General features: G+C 62.8%; 27 protein-coding genes. 18 read left to right on the top strand and 9 right to left on the bottom strand.

The window, feature by feature from the left end; translation table 11 throughout:
• The first annotated feature begins 208 nt into the window (after nucleotides 1-208).
• The 3 genes from EJ070_RS14945 (at nucleotide 209) to EJ070_RS14935 (ending at nucleotide 2,126) form a co-directional block, all read left to right on the top strand.
• A complete protein-coding gene (locus EJ070_RS14945; RefSeq protein ID WP_126092053.1) occupies nucleotides 209-955 on the top strand; it encodes a class I SAM-dependent methyltransferase in 747 nt (248 codons plus the stop codon).
• A gap of 174 nt (nucleotides 956-1,129) precedes the next feature.
• Complete coding sequence (locus tag EJ070_RS14940) at nucleotides 1,130-1,516, top strand: hypothetical protein (RefSeq protein ID WP_126092052.1); 387 nt, start codon at nucleotides 1,130-1,132, stop codon at nucleotides 1,514-1,516.
• Nucleotides 1,517-1,535: 19 nt separating this feature from the next.
• Nucleotides 1,536-2,126 (top strand): NAD(P)H-dependent oxidoreductase, encoded by a 591-nt coding sequence (locus tag EJ070_RS14935; protein WP_126092051.1) that lies wholly within the window; start codon nucleotides 1,536-1,538, stop codon nucleotides 2,124-2,126.
• A gap of 12 nt (nucleotides 2,127-2,138) precedes the next feature.
• Here the strand turns inward: EJ070_RS14935 and EJ070_RS14930 are convergent, their stop codons facing one another.
• On the bottom strand, nucleotides 2,139-3,122 hold the full coding sequence (locus EJ070_RS14930) for a zinc-dependent alcohol dehydrogenase family protein (protein WP_126092050.1): 984 nt from the start codon (nucleotides 3,120-3,122) through the stop codon (nucleotides 2,139-2,141).
• Between the two features lie 153 nt (nucleotides 3,123-3,275).
• A complete protein-coding gene (locus tag EJ070_RS36275; RefSeq protein ID WP_189350539.1) occupies nucleotides 3,276-3,446 on the bottom strand; it encodes a hypothetical protein in 171 nt (56 codons plus the stop codon).
• Nucleotides 3,447-3,668: 222 nt separating this feature from the next.
• On the opposite strand from EJ070_RS36275, the gene EJ070_RS14925 reads away from it, so the two are divergent.
• The 3 genes from EJ070_RS14925 to EJ070_RS14915 are packed head-to-tail and all read left to right on the top strand — an operon-like array spanning nucleotide 3,669 to nucleotide 6,708.
• Nucleotides 3,669-4,454, top strand: coding sequence for an FMN-binding protein (locus EJ070_RS14925; protein WP_126092049.1), 786 nt, complete (start codon nucleotides 3,669-3,671; stop codon nucleotides 4,452-4,454).
• A gap of 26 nt (nucleotides 4,455-4,480) precedes the next feature.
• Nucleotides 4,481-5,200: an FAD:protein FMN transferase gene (locus EJ070_RS14920; protein WP_245464886.1), complete on the top strand. Its 720-nt coding sequence runs from the start codon at nucleotides 4,481-4,483 to the stop codon at nucleotides 5,198-5,200.
• Nucleotides 5,197-6,708 carry an RnfABCDGE type electron transport complex subunit D gene (locus EJ070_RS14915; protein ID WP_126092047.1) on the top strand — a complete coding sequence of 504 codons (1,512 nt, stop codon included), beginning with the start codon at nucleotides 5,197-5,199 and terminating at the stop codon, nucleotides 6,706-6,708. Before EJ070_RS14920 ends, EJ070_RS14915 begins: the two co-directional genes overlap by 4 nt.
• A 7-nt stretch (nucleotides 6,709-6,715) precedes the next feature.
• Here EJ070_RS14915 and EJ070_RS14910 read toward each other — a convergent pair whose 3' ends face one another.
• Genes EJ070_RS14910 through EJ070_RS14900 form a run of 3 tightly spaced genes read right to left on the bottom strand, consistent with a single transcriptional unit; the run spans nucleotide 6,716 to nucleotide 9,062 of the window.
• On the bottom strand, nucleotides 6,716-8,056 hold the full coding sequence (locus tag EJ070_RS14910; RefSeq protein WP_126092046.1) for a HAMP domain-containing sensor histidine kinase: 1,341 nt from the start codon (nucleotides 8,054-8,056) through the stop codon (nucleotides 6,716-6,718).
• Nucleotides 8,056-8,721, bottom strand: a complete 666-nt coding sequence (locus EJ070_RS14905; RefSeq protein ID WP_126092045.1) for a response regulator transcription factor — start codon at nucleotides 8,719-8,721, stop codon at nucleotides 8,056-8,058. The genes EJ070_RS14910 and EJ070_RS14905 overlap by 1 nt, the downstream gene beginning before the upstream one ends.
• The gene (locus EJ070_RS14900; protein ID WP_245464885.1) at nucleotides 8,718-9,062 is read right to left on the bottom strand and encodes a PepSY domain-containing protein; all 345 of its coding nucleotides are present in this window, start codon (nucleotides 9,060-9,062) and stop codon (nucleotides 8,718-8,720) included. Before EJ070_RS14900 ends, EJ070_RS14905 begins: the two co-directional genes overlap by 4 nt.
• A gap of 109 nt (nucleotides 9,063-9,171) precedes the next feature.
• Here EJ070_RS14900 and EJ070_RS36270 point away from each other — a divergent pair, with 109 nt between their 5' ends.
• Both EJ070_RS36270 and EJ070_RS14895 read left to right on the top strand, forming a co-directional pair.
• Nucleotides 9,172-9,435, top strand: coding sequence for a hypothetical protein (locus EJ070_RS36270; protein ID WP_127299322.1), 264 nt, complete (start codon nucleotides 9,172-9,174; stop codon nucleotides 9,433-9,435).
• A gap of 57 nt (nucleotides 9,436-9,492) precedes the next feature.
• Complete coding sequence (locus EJ070_RS14895; RefSeq protein ID WP_126092044.1) at nucleotides 9,493-9,960, top strand: DUF2231 domain-containing protein; 468 nt, start codon at nucleotides 9,493-9,495, stop codon at nucleotides 9,958-9,960.
• Nucleotides 9,961-10,167: 207 nt separating this feature from the next.
• Here EJ070_RS14895 and mgtA read toward each other — a convergent pair whose 3' ends face one another.
• Nucleotides 10,168-12,834, bottom strand: coding sequence for a magnesium-translocating P-type ATPase (gene mgtA / locus EJ070_RS14890; RefSeq protein WP_126092043.1), 2,667 nt, complete (start codon nucleotides 12,832-12,834; stop codon nucleotides 10,168-10,170).
• 574 nt (nucleotides 12,835-13,408) lie between these two features.
• Here mgtA and EJ070_RS14885 point away from each other — a divergent pair.
• The gene (locus EJ070_RS14885; protein ID WP_126092042.1) at nucleotides 13,409-13,948 is read left to right on the top strand and encodes an Hsp20/alpha crystallin family protein; all 540 of its coding nucleotides are present in this window, start codon (nucleotides 13,409-13,411) and stop codon (nucleotides 13,946-13,948) included.
• Nucleotides 13,949-14,025: 77 nt separating this feature from the next.
• On the opposite strand, the gene EJ070_RS14880 is transcribed toward EJ070_RS14885, so the two are convergent.
• Nucleotides 14,026-14,220: a hypothetical protein gene (locus EJ070_RS14880; protein WP_126092041.1), complete on the bottom strand. Its 195-nt coding sequence runs from the start codon at nucleotides 14,218-14,220 to the stop codon at nucleotides 14,026-14,028.
• A 273-nt stretch (nucleotides 14,221-14,493) separates the two neighbouring features.
• Here EJ070_RS14880 and EJ070_RS14875 point away from each other — a divergent pair, with 273 nt between their 5' ends.
• The 9 genes from EJ070_RS14875 to EJ070_RS14835 all read left to right on the top strand — a co-directional run bounded on the left by EJ070_RS14875 (nucleotide 14,494) and on the right by EJ070_RS14835 (nucleotide 23,540).
• The gene (locus tag EJ070_RS14875; protein ID WP_126095761.1) at nucleotides 14,494-14,922 is read left to right on the top strand and encodes a DUF2267 domain-containing protein; all 429 of its coding nucleotides are present in this window, start codon (nucleotides 14,494-14,496) and stop codon (nucleotides 14,920-14,922) included.
• A gap of 3 nt (nucleotides 14,923-14,925) precedes the next feature.
• Complete coding sequence (locus tag EJ070_RS14870) at nucleotides 14,926-15,621, top strand: phosphoribosyltransferase (protein ID WP_126092040.1); 696 nt, start codon at nucleotides 14,926-14,928, stop codon at nucleotides 15,619-15,621.
• Between the two features lie 28 nt (nucleotides 15,622-15,649).
• Entirely contained in the window at nucleotides 15,650-16,099 is a 450-nt protein-coding gene (locus tag EJ070_RS14865; protein ID WP_126092039.1) for a pyridoxamine 5'-phosphate oxidase family protein, read from the top strand.
• Nucleotides 16,100-16,190: 91 nt separating this feature from the next.
• Nucleotides 16,191-17,435: an MgtC/SapB family protein gene (locus EJ070_RS14860; RefSeq protein ID WP_126095760.1), complete on the top strand. Its 1,245-nt coding sequence runs from the start codon at nucleotides 16,191-16,193 to the stop codon at nucleotides 17,433-17,435.
• 115 nt (nucleotides 17,436-17,550) lie between these two features.
• Nucleotides 17,551-19,017 carry an arginine-ornithine antiporter gene (gene arcD, locus EJ070_RS14855; protein ID WP_126092038.1) on the top strand — a complete coding sequence of 489 codons (1,467 nt, stop codon included), beginning with the start codon at nucleotides 17,551-17,553 and terminating at the stop codon, nucleotides 19,015-19,017.
• Nucleotides 19,018-19,029: 12 nt separating this feature from the next.
• Nucleotides 19,030-20,244 (top strand): arginine deiminase, encoded by a 1,215-nt coding sequence (locus tag EJ070_RS14850; RefSeq protein ID WP_126092037.1) that lies wholly within the window; start codon nucleotides 19,030-19,032, stop codon nucleotides 20,242-20,244.
• A gap of 11 nt (nucleotides 20,245-20,255) precedes the next feature.
• Nucleotides 20,256-21,257 (top strand): ornithine carbamoyltransferase, encoded by a 1,002-nt coding sequence (gene argF / locus EJ070_RS14845; protein WP_126092036.1) that lies wholly within the window; start codon nucleotides 20,256-20,258, stop codon nucleotides 21,255-21,257.
• A 1-nt stretch (nucleotide 21,258) separates the two neighbouring features.
• Nucleotides 21,259-22,170, top strand: coding sequence for a carbamate kinase (gene arcC, locus EJ070_RS14840; RefSeq protein WP_126092035.1), 912 nt, complete (start codon nucleotides 21,259-21,261; stop codon nucleotides 22,168-22,170).
• Nucleotides 22,171-22,289: 119 nt separating this feature from the next.
• Nucleotides 22,290-23,540, top strand: a complete 1,251-nt coding sequence (locus EJ070_RS14835; RefSeq protein WP_126092034.1) for an MFS transporter — start codon at nucleotides 22,290-22,292, stop codon at nucleotides 23,538-23,540.
• A 41-nt stretch (nucleotides 23,541-23,581) separates the two neighbouring features.
• Here EJ070_RS14835 and EJ070_RS14830 read toward each other — a convergent pair whose 3' ends face one another.
• Both EJ070_RS14830 and EJ070_RS14825 read right to left on the bottom strand, forming a co-directional pair.
• A complete protein-coding gene (locus EJ070_RS14830) occupies nucleotides 23,582-24,502 on the bottom strand; it encodes an alpha/beta hydrolase (RefSeq protein ID WP_245464945.1) in 921 nt (306 codons plus the stop codon).
• 146 nt (nucleotides 24,503-24,648) lie between these two features.
• The gene (locus EJ070_RS14825; RefSeq protein ID WP_126092032.1) at nucleotides 24,649-25,158 is read right to left on the bottom strand and encodes a hydrolase; all 510 of its coding nucleotides are present in this window, start codon (nucleotides 25,156-25,158) and stop codon (nucleotides 24,649-24,651) included.
• Nucleotides 25,159-25,249 lie beyond the last annotated feature (91 nt).

Raw genomic sequence — 25,249 nt, 5'->3', positions numbered from 1 at the left:
ACAAAACTGACCGATTTCGGAATCGGTTAGTTTGCTTAGAACCGAAAATCCTTCCGCCTTTCTCGCACTGGTAGTCGCGAGATATGGTTGCCGCACGTGCTCCAGTTCGTGAGTTGCGTGTCGGTCGGGTGAAATCCACCCCGGCCAATAAAATTGGGTACATTGGTGACCCACCCGATCCATTTACACACGAAAAGGCGTTTCCGCAGTGGACATCCCCCGGATCTTCAACGTCACCGAAAGCGCTCACCGCATCCACAACCCATTCACGCCCGAAAAGCTCGCCACTCTCGGCGCGGCGTTGCGCCTTGAACCAGAGACCCGTGTGCTGGACCTCGGCAGCGGTTCAGGCGAGATGCTGTGCAGTTGGGCACGCGATTACGGGATTAGCGGCACCGGTATCGACAAGAGCCGATTGTTCACCGAGCAAGCGAAGCTGCGCGCCGAAGAACTCGGGGTCGCCGATCGAGTCGAGTTCATCCACGGCGACGCTTCCGGCTATGTGGCCGACGAAAAGGTCGGTGTAGCAGCCTGTCTCGGTGCCACGTGGATCGGCGGAGGAGTCGTCGGCACCATCGAGCTTCTGGCTGAGAGCCTCTACACCGGAGGGATCATCCTCATCGGCGAGCCGTACTGGCTGCAGTCGCCGCCCACGGAAGACGTTGCCAAGGGATGCCTTGCCGGTTCGATCTCCGACTTTCTCATGCTTCCAGGACTTCTCGCGTCTTTCGGCAACCTCGACTACGACGTTGTGGAAATGGTTCTGGCGGACCAGGACGGCTGGGACAGGTACGAGGCGGCCAAGTGGCTCACCATGCGCCGGTGGCTCGACACGAATCCCGACGACGATTTCGCAAAAGATGTTCGAGCCCAACTGACCTCTGAACCCGGACGTTACGCCGCGTACACGCGCGAATACCTGGGCTGGGGCGTGTTCGCGCTGATGGCACGGTGATGTAAAGCGGTTGGTATCCGGCGGATTGTCAACTGTCGTGCAGCGCAACAGATGGTGCGGTGCTCGGGGGAGGCGCAGCCCCTCGAGCACCGCCTGTCCCGTGTCGGTCAAATTGACCCCGATCAAGGTCACACGCGGTCGCTGCGATAGGAATGGCTTTGAAGGAGTTCGCCCATGACCACTTTGCACGACCTCACCCCGAAATTCAGGAACATCCGACTGCTTCTTGCGCGCGAGAAGGGCCATCCGGAAGGAGACCACGAAGAAGGCTACGACATGCTGGCGCCTCTCACCAGCGAGGGGCGGCTCGACGCCGAGGAGTGGAAGACACACCGGGCCTTCTGTCGTGTCCGCCGCTTCCGCACCGGCGAAGACGACCTTGTCGGCCGGTTGCGCCGCAAGCCGGGCGGACAATGGTTCTTCGACTACGCCGAGGGCGACCGTGACGACGAGGTAGGGTTTCATCTCGGCGAGGAGCGCTTCGTGACCGGCGAATATGTCTCGATAAATCGCAATGGGGCCATGCACACCTATCAGGTCGCTCGCGTCGAACAGCCGTAAAGCGGGTCGGACTCAGGCGATGTCACGCCGCATACTCATTGTCATCGGCCATCCCGACCCGTCTCCCGAGCGGCTCTGCCGCGCGTTGGCAGCGGCATATGCCGAAGGCGCGCAACGGGCTGGCCATGTCGTGCGCAAGATCGACCTCGCCGCGCTGGAGTTCCCGCTGCTTCGAACAACGCAGGAATTCGAGCACGGAGTGGTCCCCGACAGCCTCAAGGAAGCTGCCGAGGCAGTCATTTGGGCACAGCACATCGTCTTTGTCTTCCCGCTTTGGCTCGGAACCATGCCGGCCATGCTCAAGGCATTTCTCGAGCAGGTAATGCGGCCGGGGGTCGCGTTCGCCTATCCGGACAAGGGCATCGGACTCCCCAAAACCTTGCTGCGCGGCCGCTCCGCGCGCCTGGTGGTGACGATGGGAATGCCCGCGGCAGTCTATAGGCTTTGGTTCCTCGGCCACGGCTTGGCCGGCATGCGGCGAAGCATCCTCAACTTCGCCGGCATCAAGCCGGTGCGCGAGACTTTGTTCGGCATGATCGCGAACGCCAGCGATGCGAAGCGGGCGGGCTGGATGAAGCAAATGCAGAGCCTGGGTGAGCGCGCCGTGTAGTCGCTGATGAGACTACGGCTGCAGGACCGCGGCCCCGCTCAATCTGCCCATCCGCAAATCGTCCAGCGCCTGGTTGGCCTGCTCGAGCGGATATGTCTTCGTATGCGTGCGCACCCGCGCGCGCCGCGCAATCGGGAAGAACTCCTCCGCGTCACGGCGGGTAAGGTTCGCGACCGACACCAGTTCTCTCTCTTCCCAGAGAAGCTTATAAGGCATTGCTGGAATGTCGCTCATGTGGATGCCGCCGCAGACCACGCGACCGCCCTTGCGCACGGCCCGCAACGCGGCCGGCACCAGTTCGCCGACAGGCGCGAAGATGATCGCGGCGTCAAGCTCGACGGGTGGCAGCTCATCGGACGCCCCTGCCCAGACAACGCCTAGCGAGCGCGCGAATTCCTGGGCCTGGATGTCGCCAGGCCGCGTGAAGGCAAGGACTTCACGTCCCTGCCAGATCGCGACCTGGGTGATGATGTGAGCGGCGGCGCCGAAGCCATAGATGCCGAGCCGCCTGCCGTCGCCCGCCTTCCTGAGGCAGCGCCAGCCGATCAGGCCCGCGCACAGCAACGGCGCCAACGCGACCGGATCGGCAGCGGCGTCGAGTTCGAACGCGAAACGCTCGTCGGCAACGACATGGCTTGCGAAGCCGCCATCCCGCGTATAGCCGGTGAAGAGAGGCTCGTCGCAGAGATTTTCGGCGCCGGAGGTGCAATAGGGACAGTGCCCGCATGTATGCCCGAGCCAGGGAACACCCACCCTCTGCCCAAGCCGGGACCGCGATACGCCTTCACCGACAAGATCGACGATACCGACGATTTCGTGACCCGGCACAAGCGGCAGCTTTGGTCTCGGCAAGTCACCGTCCACGACATGCAGATCGGTTCGACAGACCGCGCATGCCTCCACCTTGAGCCTGATCTCGCCCGGTCCCGGCGTGGGATCGGGGCGATCGAAAAGCTTCAAAGGCGTGCCGCGCTTCTCCAGCACCATTGCCTTCATGGCAATCCCGGCTTCTCCAAAAAATGCAACAGGAACAGACTAGCTGACTGCCCGGCAACAAGAAACGCCAATTGGCATGCCGACTGTCCTAGAAGTATTTGTTTTTGCGCAATTCCGGACGGAAAACCGCTACGCACTTTTCCTGGAATTGCTCTAGCGCGAGTGCCTGACCTTCACCGGCTGAAGCCGATGCCGACCGAAGCCATAGCTTGCCGAAGCCCGCCTGCGCTTCGCGCTGGAAGCTATTTCGAAATAGAGTCCCGCGCCGGCAAGATAAGCAAGGCCGAGTATCCCAGCCCAGATGGCGATGATGTCGGAAGTCATGGTCGGATCCCCTTGGTTGGACGTCGGTTCCGACCAAATAGTTGCCGAGCCAATTCATGCTGGCCTTGATCACGGTCAATCGCACAAACAAACGGCTCACTCGGTGAGGCATGGCTCGATCAAGCCGGCTGACAGCCAGTTGTCAGCTAGCTCGTGAGATATTGCCCCAGCACGCATGCAACGGCTCGGCCGCTGCACGCCTCAACCTGGGATGCATTGCCTATGAAAAAGACCGCCTTGTCGCTCTTCGTGATCGCGTCGTCAGGAGCCTATGTCTGGAGCCAGGCGGGCAAGCTCCCCGCTGACGACCTGATCGATATGGGCGTCCCCGCCAATGCCGCGGAGCAAAGCATGTTGCCGCCGGTCGGCCTGCCGACGCCAGCCGATCCGGTTGCATCGGCAACGCGCCTGCCCAGGGTTCCCCAGAACCTGCGGCGGGAGCCAGCCCCAGAGACGCCCGTCGATGCCGGAACGGACACAGCGGCGACGATATCGGCTGCAGCTCCGAAGCCGGCAGTTGCCGCCAGCCCGCCGCAGGTCCCAAAGCTGCCGCCTTCGCCGCCGAAGCGAAACCCCGCGCCAGCAGCCGCAAGTGTCGCTCAACCGGAAGCACGGTCGTTCTCTGTGACGCCTGCCGTCTATATTCCAATTCCGCAGCCGCGACCGGCAGATCCGCAAGCGCCGGCATACGTGATCCGTACAGGCATGAAGCTCGCCGCCCACGGCTATGCCGACGGGGTCTACACCGGTCCCGCGGCCGACGCATATTACGGCATCATCCAGCTTCAGGCGCTTGTTCAGGGAGGCCGCCTGACGGCGCTCAAGATATTGAGATACCCGAACGACCGCCGCACCTCCGTCAACATCAATCGGCAGGCGTTGCCGATGCTGCGCGACGAGGCGATCAGCGCGCAAAGTGCGGATGTCGACATCATTTCGGGCGCCACGCTGACCAGCAGGGCCTTCATCCAATCGCTTGGCGGCGCGCTCAAGAAGGCGTCGTCGTAAATTTCATGCGCGAAACGAGAATATTGATGGGCATGCCCATCACCATCGACATCGGCGGCTCGGCCGACGACCTTGTCGAGAGGGTTTTCGACTATTTCGACGACGTCGACCGGCGTTTCAGCACCTATCGGACGGATAGCGAGATCTCAGCCATCAATCGGGGCGACATTCCGGTCCGCGACTGGAGCGGCCAAATGCTGGACGTGATGAAGATCGCGGAGCAAACCAGAAGGCAGACGGACGGCTATTTCGACATCCATAGACCCGACGGCGCGCTCGACCCCTCCGGCATCGTCAAGGGCTGGGCCATCCGCAATGCGGCCGAAATCGTCCGCCAGGCCGGCGTGAGCGACTTCTTCATCGAGGCGGGCGGCGACATCCAGTCCTGCGGCAGGAATGCTTCCGGTCGGGACTGGAGCGTCGGCATCCGCAATCCGTTCCATACGGATGAGATCATCAAGGTGATCTATCCGCGAGGACGCGGTGTCGCTACCTCCGGCACCTATGCGCGGGGCCAGCATATCTACAATCCACGGGCGGGCCGTGATCCGATCACGGATATCGTCAGCGTTACGGTCATCGGCCTGGATGTGCTCGAGGCCGACCGCTTCGCCACCGCCGCTTTCGCCATGGGCCGGAATGGCATCCTCTTTCTCGAGCAGGCCGAGGGCCTCGAGGGATATCTTGTCGACAGCAACCGGCGTGCCACGCCGACAAGCGGCTTTGGAGCATTCTGCCAACCATGATCAAGACCGTGGATCGACTTCTGGACCACCTGACCATGTATCGGCTGGTTCTCTACTACCTGATGACGCTGCTGGGCGCCGCCTTGGTGTTGAGCGCCGCAGGGCTGGTGCCGCATGATCCGGTCGAACTCGCCTTTACGACCGGTTTGGTGCTGGCCGCCGGCTGGATCGCCAACAGGGTTTTTGCACGCATCTTCGAAGTTCCCGCCAACAGCGAGTCTGTCTACATCACCGCGATGATCCTGGCGCTCATCCTCGATCCGGTTGCCGCCACCGACTTCAAGGGCATCGGCGCCGTGGCATTCGCGTCGGTCTGGGCGATTTCCTCGAAATACATCCTGGCCGTCGGCAGGAAACATCTGTTCAATCCGGCCGCGCTGGGCGTTGCTTTGACCGCGCTCTTGCTCGATCGACCGGCCACATGGTGGGTCGGAGGCAATGCCTGGCTGCTTCCCTTTGTGCTCGTGGGCGGCGTTCTCCTGGTGCGCAAGCTACGCCGGCTCGATCTCGTGGCCGCATTCTTTGGGGTGGCGCTGGTCACGATACTGGCCACGACCGGCCCGTCCCAGTATGGCAGCGCTCTTCGGGAGACTTTCAGCTCGTCGCCGCTGCTGTTCTTCGCCTTCGTGATGCTGACGGAACCACTGACGGCTCCGACAACACGCTGGCCGCGTATCGCGTTTGCCGCCATCGTCGGCTTTCTGTTCGCACCCAACATCCATATCGGCTCGTTTTATTTCACGCCCGAGCTCGCACTTCTGGCGGGCAATCTCTTCGCCTACGCCGTGGGCCCGAAGGGCCGGTTCGTGCTGACTTTGGAACGCATCGAGCAAACGGCCGTCGATAGCTACGACTTCATCTTCAGGTCGCAGCGAAAGCTCGCCTTCCGGGCGGGCCAGTACCTTGAGTGGACGCTTGGCCTCGACAGGTCCGACAACCGCGGCAACCGGCGCTATTTCACGGTGGCTTCATCCCCTACCGAGCAATCGGTACGGCTGGGCGTCAAATTCTATCCGCGGTCAAGCGCCTTCAAGCAGGCGCTGGGCACCATGAAGCTGGGCGGCACGATCCACGCCTCGCAGTTGGCCGGCGATTTCACGCTGCCGTCCGATCCCGGCATCAAGATCGCATTCCTCGCCGGCGGCATCGGCATCACGCCATTCCGCTCGATGCTGCGCTATCTCATCGATCGCAAGGAAGCGCGACCCATCGTCGTTCTCTATGGGACGGAGAGCCAGGAGGACATCGCCTATCGGGAAGTGCTCGGCGAGGCGAGGCGCGAGCTGGGCATAAGGACGTTCCACGCCGTGGCCAAGGGCGCGCTGCGCGGCCAGTATCCCGGTTATATCGACGCCCGCCTGGTGCGCCTCACCATGCCCGACTATCTCGAACGCACCTTCTACATCTCCGGCCCGCAGGCCATGGTCAAGGCTCTGCGGCAGAAGCTCCTGGCCATGGGCGTTCGCCGCTCCAGAATCAAGGTCGACTACTTCCCGGGATTTGCCTGACCGCCGCTCAACCATGCCGAGGCAGGTAAATGGTCACCGCCAGACCAGCGTTGGCATTAGCCATTTCGAGGCGGCCTCCATAGGCTTCGACGATATCCGAAACGATCGCCAGGCCGAGGCCGCTGCCGCCGCCCTTGCTGTCGAGCTGAACGCCACGCAACAAGGCGGCATGCCGGGCGGCCTCGGGGATACCCGGCCCATCATCGACCACGGTGATTATGACCTCGCCCGCTCTTGCGGACGCGCTCACATGAACCAGGGATTTCGCGAAACGCGTCGCGTTTTCCACCAGATTGCCGAGAATCTCCGACAGGTCGCCTTCGTCGACCGGCGCCACGAAATCCTCAGCGGCATCGACCACGAATGAGAGCTGCTTGCCCCTTGGCGTGCGTTTGACGACGGCAATCACGCCGGCCGCCACCTCCCGGACAAGGCACGCGGCCTTGCCGGAAACACCAGGCGCCAGACGGGCGCGTGCCAGCTCCCGCTCGACGTGGCGGCGAATTGCGCCCGCGCTCTTCTCGATTTCGTCGGCAAGCCCGGTCTCGCCCTTTTTGCGTAAAGTCCGGATATCGGCGGACAGGACCTGCAGGGGTGTCTTGAGGCCATGCGCGAGATCGGTGGCGCGCGAGCGGGCGCGAGCGAGAGCTTTCTCCTGGGCGTCGAGCAGGCGGTTGATTTCATCGGCCAATGGCTGGACTTCGCTCGGCGCGGCCACGTCAAGCCGCGCCGTCCGCTGCGCAATCACCTTTTTGACGGCAACCCTCAGGCTTTCCAGCGGCGCCAAACCAACGGTGATCTGGATGAAGAACGCTCCCATCAGCGCGAAGGCGAGCATCGTGAGCGCTGGCGCGAGATCGCGGACATACTCGCCCACCGACACTTCGACGTTGCGATGGTCTTCCGCCACGATGGCGCGAAAGGCCCGCCCGTCGGCATCGGTGATCGTGCGCACGACGGCGACGGTGAGCTCTCCGCCGGGCCCCTTGAGCTCTTCCTTTCTCAGCTCGCCATTGGCCACCTTTTCCGGCAAGGTCAGCGTCGCATCCCACAGGGAGCGCGATCGCACGAGGCTATGCGTGGCCAGATCTTCCACCTGCCAGTAGTGGCCGGACAACGGGCTGGCAAAACGCTGGTCGGCCAGCGCCGCTTCGACCGACAGCCGGCCGTCGGCTGCGAAACTCGTCGCGCCGATCAGTTCATTGAGGTCGACGGTCAGCTCACTGACGACCCGCCGCTCGACGTTCAGTTCAAACAGATAACGCAGGCCAACGCCGGCGATGGCCAGAGCAATGATAATCGATACGGCCGCCGCCGACCAAAGTCTGAAACGGATCGAATTGCCCATCAGCCAGGCCCGTCAGGCACGAGATATCCGAACCCGCGTCGCGTCTCGATGATGTCATTACCGAGTTTGCGCCGCAGACGCGCGACGATGACCTCGATCGTGTTCGGATCGCGTTCATTGCCTGAACTATACAGATGTTCCGCAAGTTCGGTTGGCGGGACCACGCGGCCGGCATGATGCATCAGAAACGCCAGCAAGCGGTATTCCAGCGGCGAAAGTGCCACTGGAGCGCCGCGGAGCGAAATGCGCATCTGGCGCGTGTCGAGCAGCAAGGGGCCCGATTGCAGGACAGGCGCCGCCTGCCCGCTTGAACGGCGCAGAATGGCGCGCAGCCGCGCCAGCAGTTCCTCCATTTCAAAGGGCTTCGGAAGGTAGTCGTCGGCGCCGGCGTTGATGCCTTCGACACGCTCGGTCCACAGGCCCCTCGCCGTCAGGATCAGAACTGGAAAGCGGCGGCCATTGGCGCGCCAGCGCTTCAGCACCGTGAGACCGTCGAGTTTCGGCAATCCCAGATCGAGGATCGCTGCATCATAGCTCTCGACATCGCCTGCAAACCAGGCCGCTTCGCCATCACCCACAATATCGACGGCCATGCCCGACGCCTTCAAGACCGCCGCGATGTCGGTCGCAATGCGTGGTTCGTCTTCGGCCACCAGGATTTTCATCTGTCGTCGCCTTCACCGCCCACAACGGCGCCGGCCCTGGCGTCGACGTCGACGATCCTGCGGCGACCGTCGGCAGCGACCACCTGAACCCGATAGACCCACTTGCCTCCTGAGCGAATGAGATCGACGGCGACAATCTCACCGGGAGCCTTGGCTCGGACGATGCTCAGAATACCGGCAAGGCCCTCGATCTCGCCGCGTTCATATAGATCGCGTGCCCGATCGTGGTCGTCGTCGTCGTCTTGCGCCCGAACGGCAAATGGCGCGGCCAGGACAAGTCCGGCCACGCTCAGAGCTGCCAAGCGCATCAGTGCGATTTTCATGGAAGCGAGCTGTCGCATGCGGAAGCTGTCAAACCGCTGTCAATCATCGTCAGCCGGCGGCAAGGACCGGGTCTCTATCAAAGGGCATCGCGCTCGATCGTGGGCGCGCAGAGAAGGATCCGAAACCATGCGCAATGTCCCTGTTTTGCTTGTCGCCCTTGCAGGCCTCACCGCTTTTGTCATACCCGCCGCCGCTGAATCCAATCACGGGTCATGTGCACCCTCCTCCACAGCTTTCGGCCCAATCGACCTTGAGGCGATCCCCATGATGAACACCATCGGTCCCAAGGCGGTCAAAGGCGTCGGCGACGACGAGTGTGACGGCGGCAAATCCGTATCCGGCGCCCGCGGCGGTCAGGAAGACGAAGAATTCGGCGACAGCGACGATTGACAGGCGATCGAGCGTCCAACGGCTGCCGCCCTCACTGTTTCTGGAGAAGAATTTCCGATGCCTGCAATTCAGCATGTCCATCCCATTCTGGTGCACTTCCCTATTGTGCTCATCTACACACTTGTGATCATCGATCTCGCCGCGCTTGCCGGAAGCAATGCCGTAACGATGCGTTCGGGCGTAGGGACGATTTCCACCTTTGTTGCCGTCACCGCGGGATTGTTCGCCGTCGTCACCTGGTTCTTCGGCGGCATGGCCCTTGACTACGCCGAGGCCGCCGGTTTCAGCAGCGAGGTCGCCGAGATCCATGAGAGCTTGGGCACGATCAGCGCCTTCACCTTTCTGGGCTGGGGCCTCATCCGACTCGTGCTGTGGGTGCGAAATCGCGAACTGGGGACGTTGACCCTCGCCATACCCGCTATTGAAATAGCCGGCGCGGCCCTTGTCACGGCAACAGGCTATTACGGCGGGCAGCTTGTCTACGACCTTGGCGTGAACGTCGCCAAGGCCGCGGTCGGAGGCTGACAATGGACCAACCGGCCTGGCGGGGTGGTGACCGTCATAGCGCACGGGCGGCGGCCCGTGCCCAGGCATGCAAGCCCCTTGCCGCCAGCCGGTCGAGCAGGCCTCGGCTCGGTTCCAAATCGCACGCCCTCTGCTCATGGAATGGTCTTTTGCATCGGTGCGGGCAGTCGCGCCCGGCTGGTTGGTCTGCAAGCCGCTTCCTCCCTCTCATCCAGAGGCGTGGGCCGATTTGCCTGTCGTTTGCCTCTCATGTTTGCCCGCCGTTCGTCTGCGTTTGCCTCGGCTGCCGTGCTCGAAAAGCCAGGTCTTGGTGACCTCCGACACGATGACGTACAGCGCCGTGATCGCGAGCAGCCCGGCCAGCACCGGTCCCGGCAGCGGGACGAACCCGAACCAATCGGCGAAGGGAGCGAACGGGATTGCGATGGCAATGGCGCCAATGCCCAGGGTGAGAACCGCAAGCAAACGGCTGGGACGGCTGCGCCATAGCCTCTTGTGCGTGCGCACGACGAGCACGATGGCGAGTTCCGTCAGCAGGGATTCAATGAACCAGGCAGTCTGAAACGTGGTCGCCGCGGCGCGTACGACAAGAAGAAGGAATGCGAAGGTCGCGAAGTCGAAAAACGAGCTCACCAGTCCGAAACTCACCATGAAGCGTCGGACGAAACGGATGTCCCAGCGCCGCGGCCTGCGTAACTGATCGGCATCGACGTTGTCGCTCGCGATGGCCAGGGCAGGAATGTCCGAAAGGAAGTTGTTCAGCAGGATCTGCTTGGCCAGCAGCGGCAGGAACGGCAGGTAGAGCGAAGCGGCGGCCATGCTGATCATGTTGCCGAAGTTGGCGCTGGTCGTGATCGAGATGTATTTCATCGTATTGGCGAAGGTCTTTCGGCCATCATCGACGCCCTGCACCAGCACGCCCAGATCGCGCTTGAGCAGGATGATGTCCGCGGCCTCCCGGGCCACATCGACAGCCGTATCGACCGAAATGCCTATGTCGGCTTCATGAAGCGCCGGCGCGTCATTGATGCCATCCCCAAGATAGCCGACGACGTGGCCGCTCCGGCGCAGCGCCTCGACAATGCGTTCTTTCTGGTTCGGATCGATCTCGACGAACAGATCGGTTCTGCGGACACTGGCCAGAAGCCCGTTCTTCGTCAGTCTCGACAGGTCGTCACCGGTCATGATCCTGTCGGCCCGCAGGCCCACGGCCTCGGCCAGATGCGCGGCGACATAGCGGTTGTCGCCTGAAATGACCTTTACTCCGATGCCGCGATAGGCAAGTGCCGAAAGCGTTTCCCGCACGCCCTCCTTTGGCGGGTCGAGAAAGAGCAGGAATCCCGCGAACGCCATTGCGGTTTCGTGGTCGCGGCTGAAGCTTGCATTGTTCTGAAATCGCCGGATCGCCACGCCGAGGACGCGATACCCTTGCGCGCTCCAATGCCTGAATTTCTCCTCGATGGCCTGGCGTTCCGCCGGGCCCAGGGATTTCGGGCCGTGCGGACCCTGCACGAAGGCGCACGCATCGAGAACGTTCTGTACGGCCCCCTTGGTGATAAGGATCTGTTCGCGCGCCCCCTGCTGCACGGCGACCGACAGCCGCTTGCGGACAAAATCGTATGGGATCTCGTCGATCTTGGTGAACCCGGACAGATCCTCCTGTCCGGGTTGCGTATTCGCTATTGCTTCGTCCAAGGGATTCTTCAGCCCGGTCTGCAAAGTGGCGTTCAGCAGCGCCCAAAGCAGAACATCCTTCGAGGCATTGCCCTCGACGTCGAACGATCCATCGAGGTGGATGACGCCCTCTGTCAGCGTTCCCGTCTTGTCGGTGCAGAGCAGGTCCATGCTGCCCAGGTTCTCGATCGCATCGAGACGACGCACGATGACACCGCCGGTGGCCATTGTCCGCGCGCCTTTGGCCAAGGTGACGCTGATGATCGCGGGCAGCAGTTCGGGCGTCAGGCCAACCGCCAGGGCAAGCGAAAACAGCAGCGATTCGATCAACGGCCGGTCGAGCATCACATTGGCGAAGAACACCAGGATGACGATCGCAAGCATGATCTCGGTCATCAGATACCCGAACATCCTGATGCCGTGAGCGAACTCGGTCTCCGGAATCTTTCGCTCCAAGGCTTCGGCGATCGATGCGAACTCGGTCTTCGTTCCCGTGGCGACCGCAAGCACCTTTGCCGTTCCGCTGCGAACAGAAGTGCCGGTGAAGACCGCATTGGTCCGCTCCGCGATACCGGCGTCCGGCGCGGAGCGGCCGGCCGACTTCACGACGGGAAAGGTCTCGCCTGTCAGAACGGACTCGCTGACATTGAAATCCCGCGATTCCAGGATCACGCCGTCGACTGGGATGAGATTGCCGGCTGACAGACGGACGACGTCGCCGGGAACGATGTCCTCGACGTCGATCGTGCGTTCGAAACCGTCCCTCAGGACGATTGCCCTGCGGGAGAAACGCTGCTGCAGCGCCTCCATAGCGCGAGAGGCGCCATATTCCTGGGTAAAGCTGAGGACGCAACTGGCAAGCACGATCGCGCCGATGATCGCTGCTTCATGGCCCTCGCCGACAAACACCGAAACGGCGGCGGCAAAGATGAGGATCAGGACCAGCGGACTGCGAAACTGGCGGGCGAAGACAGCCAATGCGGATCCGCCGGACCGCGGCACCAGCGCGTTTCGGCCGAATTTGGCGAGGCGGATCGCAGCGTCGACGCTCAAAAGACCGGAGGTCGAGGTCTCCAGTTGCCCGATCAACTGATCCGTTCCAAGGGACCAGTAGGCGTGCTCGGCGACAACCAAGGAATGCCCGATCGAGTTCGGCTCGCTTGCCGGCCGTTCGGGTTGATCGACTCTGCCGGTCGCCATCCCCGAGCCCTCAGCTAGACGGGAAGCGATTGACGCTGGCCTGACAGCCGAAAAGCTGGGGCGGTGCCGCCGCAATCTGCATGGCCGATGCCCGATCCGCGTCCACAGCCACTATGACGACCATCGTATTGCAGGACATGCGATCTCCTCGCGCAACAGCGAAACACCCTTGCAATTGCGCCCTTCCGGCGCGCGGTGCCTTGATGTCTATCAAACTCGTCTGTCAGCGCGCGCGGACGCATGTGGGCTAGACGTCGTCGTTGGCAGCCGCCAGGAACCTTCAGGGCGTTCGGTGGCGACCGGCTCTCTTCTTCGCGCCTGTTTGATGCGGATCAAGGATGCCCGCTCAGGCCGGTGCTTTGATGCCAGCCTCGATCGGCCGAGCATGAATTGGCGATGCGGGCGCGACGATCCGCGTCAAACGCGGAAATCGCGAAGCAATGGACCGGTTCAGCGAAGACGCCGTCGGGCGGGTCCGCTGGCCTCCGGCTCTGGCGCCTGTTGGGTACCCTAAGGCGGAAGAGCGGAGGCAGCGGCACTTGCTGATCAATCAATCTGTCTCATGGAGAGAACCATGGCTGAAGCCCCTACCAAACTGCCCGTGAAGTCCGAGAAGAATGCTCCCGCTCCTGCCCGGTCGGACAATTGGATGGGACCGTTCGAGAGCCTGCGTCGTGAAATCGACCGGCTCTTCGATGATTTCCATCCGTTCGACTTCCGCCTGCCCTCCACCCGTTCGCTGTTCGGCCGGGATTTGCCGGCGGTGAACAGCGCATGGTCGGTGGCGCCGGCGATGGATCTGGTGGAAAAGGCCAATGCGTACGAGATCACGGCCGAACTGCCGGGCATCGATGAGAAGAACATCGAGATCAAGCTCGCCAACCGGGTGCTGACGATCAAGGGCGAAAAGAACGAAGAGAAGGAGGAAAAGGAGAAGGACTACTACCTCTCGGAACGCCGCTACGGCTCCTTCCAGCGATCGTTCCAGTTGCCTGAGGGGGTCGACGCCGACAAGATCGACGCCAGCTTCGCCAAGGGCGTGCTGACGGTCAAGCTGCCCAAGACGGCAGAAGCCCGGAAGGCCGAGAAGAAGATCACCGTGAAGGCCGCATAACGGCTCGAACGATCACTTTCTCAGTGCGCCAGGCAGCGCACTGAGAAAGAACCTCTCCGCCTGCAGGCGTCGTTCGCTTACACCGATTGATCGTCGGCCCTGGAAGGAGCAGCCCGCTTCTGGTTGGTCTCTGCCTGGCGCTCTGCGATCTTGAGCTTCTCCTTTTCGCGCGCAAGCAGGCCTCGGATCATCATCCGCTTTTCCGGGTCGGTTTCCCGGGCAAGCAGATCTTCGAAATGAGCGATGTTGGCCAGAGCAATGAACCGATCCACGACAGTCCTCAATTGCCGACAAGACGCATTGCCATCAAGCTTATATCCAATAGCTTCGATATCCTACCCTGACTTGTTCACATTCGCTGCAACCGCCTTCCAAACTGCTGCGACCGGTTGAGTTCGGGCGCCGGCGAGGTCCGAAGCCTCTCCTTGACGATCCGCCAGTGGCCCAAGCATGAGCCGGATGGTCAAGGGCGCGCGCGAATTGATCAAACGCAATGCGCGCAGGTCTAAATGGCGGAGAAAGGGACAGGTCGAAGGGTCCCAACGATGGCGCACTCTGTCTCACACACTTCCATAGCGCATGCAGCCGAGCAGGCTCAGCAATGGGCGAACGAACTCGCCAAGGATCTGGATTGGAACGAACAGAGCGCTTTCCGGTTGTTGAGATCGGTGTTGCACACTTTGCGCGACTGGCTCTCGCCGGAGGAAATGGCCGATCTGTCAGCCCAGTTGCCGACTTTGGTCAGGGGCATTTACTTTGAAGGGTGGAGCCCTGCGAAACCGGCAAGCGAGCGAACGAAGCGCGACTTCGTCATCAGCGTCAGGAACAGCTTCGGCTACGAGGCGGAGGTCGACATCGACAAGGCGATCGCGGCGGTGTTCAAGCTCCTCGACCGCCATATCTCTCATGGCGAGATCGTCCAGGTCCGCAATTCGATGAAGAAGTCGCTTCGTCATTTATGGCCGGAGGAATGACCGATGTTTCGCGATCGCCAGGAGGCCGGACAGAAACTCGCTGCCGAGCTTGCCACGCTCGATCTGCGGGATCCGGTTGTTCTGGCCTTGCCGCGCGGCGGGGTTCCCGTCGCCGCTGAGGTGGCCAAGGTTCTCAAGGCGCCGCTGGACCTGGTCCTCGTCCGCAAGGTCGGGGCGCCGGGCAATGCGGAACTGGCCGTTGCCGCCATCGTGGATGGAGACCCGCCGGATGTCGTTCTCAACCGGGAGATCGTGGAAGCCTACGCTCTCGACGATGACGAGCTTCGTTTCCTGATCGCCAAGGAGCGTCCGGAGCTGGAGCGGCGGCGCGCGGCGTATCGCGGAAAGCGCGCCTCCCTGTCGGTTGACGGAAAGACGGCGATCATCGTCGATGACGGGGCGGCTACCGGAACCACGATGAAGGTTGCCATTCGCGCTCTGAAGCGACGCTCGCCTCGTCAAATCGTCGTCGCAATTCCAGTGGCGCCCGCGGACACCGCAGCCGAACTTGCGCGGGAGGCCGATTTGCTCATCTGTCTCAGCCAGCCGACCCGCTTCCCCGCGCTCAGCTATTACTACGTCAACTTCCCACAGCTCTCCGACAGTGAGGTCCTCGACATCATGGCTCTCGTTGCTCAGGCACGCCGTAACGCCAACGACAGAAGGCGGCCCGCGGCGCATGCCGCAAACAAATCATGACAACAAGCCGGCACCTAGGAGTCCACCGATGCAGATCCGCACACTTTCCACTCTGGAGTGCACGAAAATTCTGACGGCCAATCGCGTCGGTCACCTGGCCTGCACGAAAGACGGGCAACCCTATATCGTCCCGCTCTATTATGCCCACGCGGACAATCATCTTTATGCCTTTTCCATGCCCGGCAAGAAGATCGACTGGATGCGCTCCAATCCGCTGGTGTCGGTTCAGGTCGACGAACACGGCACGGATCGAGGTTGGAGAAGCGTGATCGCCTATGGCCGCTATGAGGAGCTTCCGGATCGGATCGGGCACAAGCTTCAGCGGGATCACGCGTGGTCCGTCTTGAGCAGACACTCCGATTGGTGGGAGCCAGGTGCGCTCAAGCCGGCCGCGTCCCCGGAATTGGAGCGTCTCCCCCCTGTGTTCTTCAGGATCTTCATCGCGGAAGTTTCAGGCCGCGAGGCGATAGAGAGTTGATCCTTGCCATGGCGACCCAAAGAGGAAGTCACGCGATGCCGACCGCTGATCGAAGCGGACGGCAGCATGCGCAGCCTTGAGGCACCTCATGATGGACTCGCTCATAGCCCGCCTTGCAGTGGCCCTGGCGATAGGATTGCTGGTCGGGTTGGAGCGAGGCTGGCGAGAGCGCGATGCCCCTGATCGTAGCCGCACGGCCGGCATCCGGACTTTCGGCATATCGGGCCTCCTCGGCGGTGTTTTTGCGGCTTTGGCCCAGGCGCTCACCGAAAATTCCGTATTGGTCGCCGGGTTCCTCGCCTTTGCTGGCATCTTCGCATGGTACAAGGCACGCGAAGCCTCACACGATGAGGATTTCAGCGTCACGACCGTCGTCGCGGGCCTTGCCGTCTTCGCCCTTGGGGCGCTCTGCGTGGCTGGCGATTTCCGGGTTGCGGCCGCAGGCGGCGCAGCCCTGGCGGCACTTCTTGCAAGCCGCGAGGTCTTGCATGGACTCTTGCAGCGCCTGACCTGGCTGGAGCTTCGCTCGGCATTGATACTCGCGGTGATGACCGCGGTCGTGCTGCCCCTGCTGCCGGACCGCACGCTGGATCCCTGGGGAGGCTTCAACCCGCGCGAGATTTGGCTCCTGACGGTGCTGATGGCCTCGATCTCGTTCGCCGGTTACGTCGCGGTGCGCATTCTCGGAAACGCTCGCGGGCTGATTGTGAGCGCGCTTGCCGGCGCTGTCGTCTCATCCACCGCCGTCACTTTGTCGCTGGCTCGCACCGCCAACACGGCGAGCAGTCCCTTGCCTTTTGCGGGCGCGGCTTCGCTGGCGGCAATGGTTTCGATCTTGCGTGTCTGCGTCGTGGTTCTGGCTCTGGCGCCGAGCGTGGCAGCATTCATCGCCGCGCCCGCGCTCGCTGCCGCACTGGCATTCGGCGCCTGCGGAACAATCGCATTGGTCATCCATGGCCAGAAGCCGGAGAACCCCGCCCCGACGCGCAATCCATTCGAATTGGCGCCTCTGCTGATCTTTGCGTTGCTGTTCGCATCGGCCTCGACGGCCAGTGCCGCGTTGGCTTCGCAGTTCGAAGAACGGGGCCTGCTGGCGAGCTCCGCGATCGCGGGCGCGTTCGATGTCGATGCTTCAGTGCTCAGCGCTCTGCGCCTGGTCAAGCATTCGATCTCGATCGAAACGGTAGGACACGCGGTGCTGACGGCGCTGATGGCCAACGCGGTCGGACGCCTTTCCCTGGCGGTATTTGCGGGTCCGGTGAGATTCTGGTTGCCCCTGGCCGGCATGACGTTAGCCGCCGCCGCTGCCGGCTACAGCGCCTTGCAGCTCCTGTAGATTACTGCGGCCGTCTCGACACGCCTGTCGGCGCAATGCCCAAATTTGACCGGCGTCAAGGCCGCCAGTTCTGTTTGCTGCGAAATCCTCCCACTGTTCGCAACGGGAGCGCATCATGTCCACGACAGAGGTCAATATCCCAATCCGGGAGGCCACGACCACCGCATCGACGAAGCTACGATTGGGATCGCTGACAGCGCTCGTGATCGGCTCGATGGTGGGCTCGGGCGTGTTCAGTCTGCCCCAGAACATGGCAGCCGGCGCCGGTCCTCTGGCGATCCTGATCGGTTGGACGATCACGGCGATCGGCATGCTCGCGCTGGTGTTCGTCTACCAGTCGTTGGCGGTGCGCCGACCCGATCTCGATGCGGGACCCTATGCTTATGCCAAGGCAGGGTTTGGGCCTTTCATAGGGTTCAACAGTGCCTGGGGCTATTGGATCAGCGCTTGGGTCGGCAACGTGTCCTACGCCGTGATCGTCTTCAGCGCGCTGTCCTATTTCTTCCCTGCCTTTGGTGACGGGAATACATGGCAGGCGGTGCTCGGCGCCTCGATCCTCTTGTGGCTCATCCACTTGCTGATCCTCGCGGGCATTCGCCAGGCCGCGGTCGTCAACACCATCGTGACCGTAGCCAAGATTGCTCCCGTTGTCCTTTTCGTCGGGATTGTCGCCGTCGCCTTCAAGCTCAACGTCTGGTCGCTCGACTTCACCGGGCTCGGCAATGCCTCTCTCGGTACCATCGCCGCTCAGGTGAAGAGCACCATGCTGGTGACGCTGTGGGTCTTCATCGGCATCGAAGGGGCCAGCGTGTTCTCCGCCCGGGCGGAGCGCCGCAAGGACATCGCGACCGCGACGGTGCTCGGTTTCTTCACCTGCCTCGCGCTCTATGCGCTGGTCTCGCTGCTTTCGCTCGGTATCCTGAGCCAACCCGAGCTTGCCGCCTTGAAGAACCCATCGATGGCGGGCGTGCTGGAGGCCGTCGTCGGACCCTGGGGCGCCGTGCTCATCAATCTTGCACTCGTCGTTTCGGTCGTCGGCGCCTTCTTGAGCTGGACCTTGCTCGCCGCCGAGATACCGCATGTCGCCGGCAAGGACGGGACGATGCCGAAATTCTTCGGCCGGGAAAGCGAACGCGGCGTGCCCTCGACGTCGCTGCTGATCACCAACCTGCTCGTTCAGGCCTTCCTGGTGATCACGCTCTTTGCGCAGAGCACCTATCAGGCGCTCTTCTACATCGCTTCGGCGGCCATCCTCGTGCCTTACATTTTCTCCGGAGCCTTCGCCGCCAAGCTGGCCCTGACTGGGGAAAGCTATGAGAGCGGCGAACAGCGCGCCGGGCCTCTCATCGCGGGGTTGCTGGCGACGGCTTACGGCCTGTGGCTCGTCTATGCGGCGGGACCGGCTTATCTGTTCATGTGCGCGATCCTCTATGCGCCGGGTATCATCTTCTATGTCTGGGCCCGTCGAGAAGGGAATCAGCGCGTCTTCCATCCCGTGGAAACCGTCATCGCGGTCGCACTCGTCGCAGTCGCAATCCTTGCCGTCTACGAAATGTGGACCGGCGCCGTCAGCCCGCTTTGAGAGTTCGTTCCCATGACAAATCTAGGGGTCCATTCGGAAGTCGGCCGCCTGCGCGAGGTGATGGTTCACAGGCCGGATCTCAGCCTGCGCAGGCTGACGCCGGAGAATTGCAAGGCGCTGCTGTTCGACGACGTGCTGTGGGTGAAACGAGCACGCCAGGAGCATGACGTTTTCGTCGATGCCTTGCGCGAACGCGGCGTGGTGGTCCATTCGTTCGGCGAGCTCCTGGCGCAGACCATGGGCATCGGCAAGGCGCGCGACTGGCTTCTCGATCGCCGCGTGCATGCGGGCGTCGTCGGCCTGGACATGGTCGACGAGATGCGGGGATGGCTGAACGAGATGCCTTCGGACCTGCTGGCAAGCTGTCTCGTCGGCGGCATTGCCCGCGCCGAACTTCCGTTCGAGCCCAAGGGACTGACCGGACGGACGCTCGCGCCGCAGGACTTCGTGCTGCCGCCGCTGCCGAACCAGCTCTTCACCCGCGACAGTTCCTGCTGGATCTATCGCGCTGTTTCCGTCAATGCCATGTATTGGCCCGCCAGGCGGCCCGAGGCGGCTAACGTCGAGGCTGTCTACCGCTTCCACCCGCGGTTTCGCGACAGCGGCATTCCATTCGTGTCTCCCGGAGCCGGAACAGGCATCAGCCTGGAAGGCGGGGACGTCATGCCCGTCGGCGGAGGCGTCGTCCTCGTCGGCATGGGCGAACGCACCACGCCGCAGGCGGTGGGCGACCTTGCCCGCAGCCTGTTCGCCGCCGGAGAGGCCACGCGCGTGATCGCGGCGCTGATGCCCCGCGACCGCTCCTTCATGCATCTCGACACCGTCTTCACCTTCTGCGACCGGGACCTTGCCACCATGTATCCGCCCGTGGTCGAGCGGCTGCGCTGCTTCTCGATCCGGCCCGGAGACGGCGATGCGGCGGTCGATGTCAGGGAAGAAAACGCCCCTTTCACGACGGTCGTGGCGGAGGCGCTTGGACTGAAATCACTCCGGATCATCACCACCGGCGGCGACCGTTACGAGGCTGAACGCGAGCAGTGGGACGACGGCAACAACGTCGTCGCGGTCGAGCCGGGTATCGTCATCGGCTACGATCGCAACGTCTATACGAACACGCTTCTGCGCCGCGCGGGGGTTGAGGTGATCACCGTCGAGGGCGCCGAGCTCAGCCGCGGCCGCGGCGGCGGCCATTGCATGACCTGCCCCATCGCCCGCGACCCGATCTGAAAGGACAGCAAATGTCGATCAACCTGCATGGCCGCTCGGTGCTCTCGCTGGACGACCTCTCGCCCGAGGAGATCCGCTTCCTCCTGAAGCTGGCCGCCGATCTCAAGGCCGCCAAGCAAGCCGGGCATGAGATACCGCGCCTTGTTCGCAAGAACATCGCGCTCATCTTCGAAAAAGACTCCACGCGCACGCGGACGGGGTTCGAGGTGGCCGCCTACGATCAGGGCGCCCACGTTACCTATTTCGGTCCCACCGGCAGCCATATCGGACACAAGGAGTCCATGAAGGACACCGCGCGCGTGCTCGGCCGGATGTATGACGCGATCGAATATCGCGGCTTTGCGCAGCATCAGGCCGAGTTGCTTGCCGCGCATGCCGGGGTGCCTGTCTACAACGGTCTGACGAACGAGGCGCATCCGACGCAGATCCTTGCCGATTTCATGACGATGCGCGAATTCACGCACAAGCATCTTTCCGACATGACCGTCGCCTTCGTTGGCGAGGGACGGGACAATGTCGCTCAGTCCCTGGCCGTGGGCGCCGCCAAGGTCGGCATCGACATGCGTATCGCTTCACCGAAGGAGCTCTGGCCGGACGAGGAATTCTGCGCCCATGTGAGGACTTTGGCGGAGCGCAACGGCGGCCGGTTCAGATTGGACGAAGACGTGAAGGCTTGTGTCGAAGCTGCCGACTTCATCTACACGGATGTGTGGGTTTCCATGGGGGAAGACAAGTCTGCCTGGCCGGAGCGCATTCGTCTCCTGACGCCCTACCGGGTAACGAGCGAAGTGATGTCGGCAAGCGGCAATCCGCACGTGAAATTCATGCATTGCCTGCCTGCGTTCCATGACACCGAGACTGAAGTCGGCGCCTACGTCGCGCGCGAATATGGGATCGACTGCATGGAAGTTTCCGACGAGGTATTCGAGTCGAGCGCGTCGATCGTCTTCGACCAGGCGGAAAACCGCATGCATACGATCAAGGCGCTGCTCGTCGCCACGATCGGCAACTGAGATGCTGATCGTCGCCGCGCTCGGCGGGAACGCGCTTTTGCGGCGCGGCGAGCCGATGACCGCCGAGAACCAGCGCAGCAATGTCAAGCGTGCCGCATCCGTGCTGGCGGCGCTGATCAGCGAAGGACACTCGGTCGTAATCACGCATGGCAACGGCCCCCAGGTGGGCCTGCTGGCGCTGCAGGCCGCCGCCGACCCGGAGCGTGAGGCGTTCCCATTGGATGTCCTCGGCGCCGAGAGCGCCGGCATGATCGGCTATGTCATCGAACAGGAGCTTGGCAACCTCCTCAAGGACAGGCTGTTCGCGACATTGCTGACGCAAGTGAAGGTGGACCCCCGCGATCCGGCCTTCGCCCATCCGACGAAACCGATAGGCCCCGTCTATGACGAAGCGACCGCGCGACGGTTTGCCGCGAACCGCGGCTGGAAAATTGCGCCCGATGGCGACAAGTGGCGCCGCGTCGTGCCCTCGCCGCGGCCACTCGAGATTCTGGAAGCATCGGTGATCTCGTTCCTTGTCGAGCGCGGCGTCATCGTCATTTGCACGGGCGGCGGCGGCGTCCCGGTCATAGCCAGGGACGACGGCAGCCTTTGCGGCGTAGAGGCCGTCATCGACAAGGACCTGGCGAGTTCGCTTCTCGCGCGTCAATTGAAGGCCGACATGCTGCTCATGCTGACCGACGTCGACGCGGTCTATCTCGATTACGGCACGCCCGCTGCCCGCGCGCTTCGTCGGGTCGTCGCGGCAGAGATATCCGCGCGGGAGTTTCCGGCCGGCTCGATGGGTCCCAAGGTCAGCGCCGCGATCGGGTTCGTCGAAGCTACCGGCAAGCCTGCCGCGATCGGCAAGCTCGACGACGCCCTGGCAATCGTCAAGGGCGAGCGCGGCACGACTATCACAACGGGACCCTGACCGCCCTCGCCTGAAGTCGTTCAAAGATGTGACGCGCTTTTGAGGGCCAATCTCGATGGACAGCGCCGTCGCCGGTTCGCTACGCTGAGCATGACCGATGTCGACCTGCCGAGGGGGTCATGGAACAGTTCGAGCAAACCACCCCCGTCCGCCTGAGGACCATCCCAGCGGAGATTTGGGCGCTGGGCTTCGTCTCGCTGCTGATGGACGTCTCGTCGGAGATGATCCACGCCTTGCTGCCGATCTATCTCGTCACCGTCATGGGCGCATCGATGGTGACCGTCGGCACCATCGAAGGCATTGCCGAAGCGACGGCCGCCATCACCAAGGTTTTTTCGGGCGCGCTGTCGGATTGGCTGGGAAAACGCAAGCTGCTGGCGGTGATCGGTTACGGCCTCGCCGCCCTCACCAAGCCGGTATTCCCGCTGGCTTCTTCGGTCGGCTGGCTTGTGGCGGCTCGCTTTGTCGACCGTGTCGGCAAGGGCATTCGCGGCGCCCCGCGCGATGCCCTGATTGCCGACATCGCCCCGGCTCATGCGCGCGGCGCCAGTTTCGGGCTTCGCCAAGCGCTCGACACGGTGGGCGCGTTTGTCGGACCGCTCCTGGCGATTGCCCTGATGTGGCTGACCGCCAATCAGTTTCGGACCGTGTTCTGGGTCGCGGTGGTTCCTGGCCTTCTGGCGGTCGTGCTGCTGGTCGCAGCCGTGCATGAGCCAGCTCGGCCCGCCGGCCTGCGTGAGGTGCGTGCTCCCTTGAGCATGTCCGAGCTCAGGCGCCTGGGGTCGCCCTTCTGGCTGGTTGTCTGCGTCGCCACCGTGTTCACATTGGCCAGGTTCAGCGAAGCGTTTCTCATACTGCGCGCGCAGGGGATGGGTTTGCCGATCGTGCTCGTCCCGCTGGTGCTCGTCGTCATGAACGTGGTCTACTCGCTTGCAGCCTATCCGGCCGGCGTGCTCTCCGATCGCGTCAATCGACTGACGATGCTCATTCTCGGCTTCCTGATCCTCATTGCCGCGGACATCGTGCTGGCGTTTCCCGGAAATCTGGCCGGCGTGGCGCTCGGCGTGGGCCTCTGGGGCCTGCATCTGGGGTTCACACAAGGACTTCTGGCAACGCTCGTCGCCGATACGGCCCCGCCGGAACTGAGAGGCACCGCCTTCGGGATGTTCAACCTGTCGAGCGGCCTCGCGCTGCTGGCCGCCAGCCTGCTGGCGGGCGCGCTCTGGGATCTTTTCGGACCGCTGATGACCTTCCTGGCGGGCGCCGGCTTCACGGCGCTGGCGCTCCTTGGCCTTGGCCTGGTCCGTTGGCTGATGCCGACCCTCGGGCGCAATGGGAAAGCGGAAGAAGGCGCGGTGTCCGGCTCCTGACGCTGATACTGAGCAACCGTGTCGCTGTCCGGGCTATCGGATCACGGTATCACGCCCGCTCCCTCCAAGAACACGCGGACTGCTTTGCGAACCTGCTGCGCCTGTCCGACCAAGAGATGTCCACCGGTGTCGTAGACGACCAGCTTTGCGCCGGGGATCCTACCCGCCGCGAATTCGGCTGCCGGCAGCGTGTTGAACAGGTCGTCGCGCGCGGAGATGATCATTGTCGGTGCAGTGATTTCTTCCAACGGTAGTTCATGCAGCTCGGGGGCGCTGTCGATATTGATTCCGGAAAAACGCAGCGACAACGGTTCGACGCTTCTGACGAAGCTCATGACGCGGTCCCTCTCGGCCTGGGGCGCGGCCGTTACCAGCGCCGGTCGAACGCCGAGAAACCGAATGAGTACCGACGGTGCGATAGTCTCGGCGGCCCACCAGGCGAAATCGCCGCCGGCGTTGACAGCCCAGAACGCGAACCTGTTGCCGCGGCCCACGTCGATCGAGACCGGACTGGTGGGCGAATAAAGGGCTGGGACGATCAGAATGAGAGCAGCGACCTTGTCAGGGTGCCGGAGTGTCAGCTCGACCGCTGAACGGGCGCCGGCCGAAACGCCGACAACAACCGCTTTGGGGACGTTCAGTCTGGAGAGCAACGCCGCGTGCGCATCGCCCTGCGCGGCTGGAGAGGGGTCTCGCGGAACGGGCGTGCGCAGATAGCCGAAGCGCGACGGCGCGATGACCCGAAAGCCCCCACCCGCTAGATCGGCAGCAAGGGCGAGGCCTTGGTCAAAGCCGCCGCCGGCGCCGTGGATCGACAGCAGCGGGCTGCCCGCGCCGCTGTCGGCGTATTCGATCGGCCCGATGTCGAGGTTGGCGACCAGGCTGCCTTGGCTGACGGCGTCGCGTAGACGACCAAGCTCGTTCCTGTAAAGGAAGAAAGCCACACTGGTCGTGGTCGCCATGGCGATCAGCGTGACCAGCAAGAAACCGCCAATTCGACTCATTGCGAAAGCTCCTCCAAGGGATGAGCGAAGATTGACCCGCATCACCTGGAAGCAAATGGATATCTCAATCCCTTGAGTGATCGCAACGCGTTGACCTGCGGGTGCTAAGCCACGGCGGCAACGCCAACGACATAGTTCTTGCCATAGGCCTTGGCGCATTTCGGGCATGTCGTATAGAAGAAATAGACGTCGCCCGGTTCCGATTTTCGGTTGCGTACGATCTGCCGCATCTCCTCGTGCCACTGCCTTGCCTGACTGTAGGGGCCTTCGAACACTTTCGTCAGAAAGTCGCCGCTCAGCGTCGTCATCTCTTCGCCGGCAACCGATTTCGTGACCGAGAACAGATGCTCGCCGCTCCAGAGCGAAATATCCCGGCTGAGCACGATGAACCGATCCGTGTCCGAGGCTTCCGCTTCGTCGATATGCTTGTTAACGCGGGCGAACACGTCACCCATGTTCAGCGGGATATGCATGACGGAGCGGGTGGTCGCTCTCAGAAAACGCTTGTCCTTGAAGTGCAGTTCCTGAGCGTCCCAGCCTTCGGGATTGAATTTGGGGCAGCAGCCGGTGGTGTTGACGCTGGCATCGTATCGGGGCGTTTCATTCGTCTGCATGATCGTTCCCTTGATCGGATCGGCACCATCCAGCAGGTGACGCGCCCGTCGTCATTGATCCTCGTCAACAAGGAACGCATTTGATGCGCAT

Source organism: Mesorhizobium sp. M1E.F.Ca.ET.045.02.1.1, from assembly GCF_003952485.1.
In the GTDB taxonomy this organism is placed as follows: Bacteria; Pseudomonadota; Alphaproteobacteria; order Rhizobiales; family Rhizobiaceae; genus Mesorhizobium.
Note: the sequence above shows the minus strand (reverse complement) of the source record. Positions and strands in the feature narration are given on the sequence as shown.

What these genes read in the sequence shown, in the direction of transcription:
- EJ070_RS14940 (WP_126092052.1), top strand. Translation starts at nt 1,130, where the DNA reads ATGACCACTTTGCACGACCTCACCCCGAAATTCAGGAACATCCGACTG.
- EJ070_RS14935 (WP_126092051.1), top strand. Translation starts at nt 1,536, where the DNA reads ATGTCACGCCGCATACTCATTGTCATCGGCCATCCCGACCCGTCTCCC.
- EJ070_RS14930 (WP_126092050.1), bottom strand. Translation starts at nt 3,122, where the DNA reads ATGAAGGCAATGGTGCTGGAGAAGCGCGGCACGCCTTTGAAGCTTTTC.
- EJ070_RS36275 (WP_189350539.1), bottom strand. Translation starts at nt 3,446, where the DNA reads ATGACTTCCGACATCATCGCCATCTGGGCTGGGATACTCGGCCTTGCT.
- EJ070_RS14925 (WP_126092049.1), top strand. Translation starts at nt 3,669, where the DNA reads ATGAAAAAGACCGCCTTGTCGCTCTTCGTGATCGCGTCGTCAGGAGCC.
- EJ070_RS14920 (WP_245464886.1), top strand. Translation starts at nt 4,481, where the DNA reads ATGGGCATGCCCATCACCATCGACATCGGCGGCTCGGCCGACGACCTT.
- EJ070_RS14915 (WP_126092047.1), top strand. Translation starts at nt 5,197, where the DNA reads ATGATCAAGACCGTGGATCGACTTCTGGACCACCTGACCATGTATCGG.
- EJ070_RS14910 (WP_126092046.1), bottom strand. Translation starts at nt 8,056, where the DNA reads ATGGGCAATTCGATCCGTTTCAGACTTTGGTCGGCGGCGGCCGTATCG.
- EJ070_RS14905 (WP_126092045.1), bottom strand. Translation starts at nt 8,721, where the DNA reads ATGAAAATCCTGGTGGCCGAAGACGAACCACGCATTGCGACCGACATC.
- EJ070_RS14900 (WP_245464885.1), bottom strand. Translation starts at nt 9,062, where the DNA reads ATGCGACAGCTCGCTTCCATGAAAATCGCACTGATGCGCTTGGCAGCT.
- EJ070_RS36270 (WP_127299322.1), top strand. Translation starts at nt 9,172, where the DNA reads ATGCGCAATGTCCCTGTTTTGCTTGTCGCCCTTGCAGGCCTCACCGCT.
- EJ070_RS14895 (WP_126092044.1), top strand. Translation starts at nt 9,493, where the DNA reads ATGCCTGCAATTCAGCATGTCCATCCCATTCTGGTGCACTTCCCTATT.
- mgtA (WP_126092043.1), bottom strand. Translation starts at nt 12,834, where the DNA reads ATGGCGACCGGCAGAGTCGATCAACCCGAACGGCCGGCAAGCGAGCCG.
- EJ070_RS14885 (WP_126092042.1), top strand. Translation starts at nt 13,409, where the DNA reads ATGGCTGAAGCCCCTACCAAACTGCCCGTGAAGTCCGAGAAGAATGCT.
- EJ070_RS14875 (WP_126095761.1), top strand. Translation starts at nt 14,494, where the DNA reads ATGGCGCACTCTGTCTCACACACTTCCATAGCGCATGCAGCCGAGCAG.
- EJ070_RS14870 (WP_126092040.1), top strand. Translation starts at nt 14,926, where the DNA reads ATGTTTCGCGATCGCCAGGAGGCCGGACAGAAACTCGCTGCCGAGCTT.
- EJ070_RS14865 (WP_126092039.1), top strand. Translation starts at nt 15,650, where the DNA reads ATGCAGATCCGCACACTTTCCACTCTGGAGTGCACGAAAATTCTGACG.
- EJ070_RS14860 (WP_126095760.1), top strand. Translation starts at nt 16,191, where the DNA reads ATGGACTCGCTCATAGCCCGCCTTGCAGTGGCCCTGGCGATAGGATTG.
- arcD (WP_126092038.1), top strand. Translation starts at nt 17,551, where the DNA reads ATGTCCACGACAGAGGTCAATATCCCAATCCGGGAGGCCACGACCACC.
- EJ070_RS14850 (WP_126092037.1), top strand. Translation starts at nt 19,030, where the DNA reads ATGACAAATCTAGGGGTCCATTCGGAAGTCGGCCGCCTGCGCGAGGTG.
- argF (WP_126092036.1), top strand. Translation starts at nt 20,256, where the DNA reads ATGTCGATCAACCTGCATGGCCGCTCGGTGCTCTCGCTGGACGACCTC.
- arcC (WP_126092035.1), top strand. Translation starts at nt 21,259, where the DNA reads ATGCTGATCGTCGCCGCGCTCGGCGGGAACGCGCTTTTGCGGCGCGGC.
- EJ070_RS14835 (WP_126092034.1), top strand. Translation starts at nt 22,290, where the DNA reads ATGGAACAGTTCGAGCAAACCACCCCCGTCCGCCTGAGGACCATCCCA.
- EJ070_RS14830 (WP_245464945.1), bottom strand. Translation starts at nt 24,502, where the DNA reads ATGGCGACCACGACCAGTGTGGCTTTCTTCCTTTACAGGAACGAGCTT.
- EJ070_RS14825 (WP_126092032.1), bottom strand. Translation starts at nt 25,158, where the DNA reads ATGCAGACGAATGAAACGCCCCGATACGATGCCAGCGTCAACACCACC.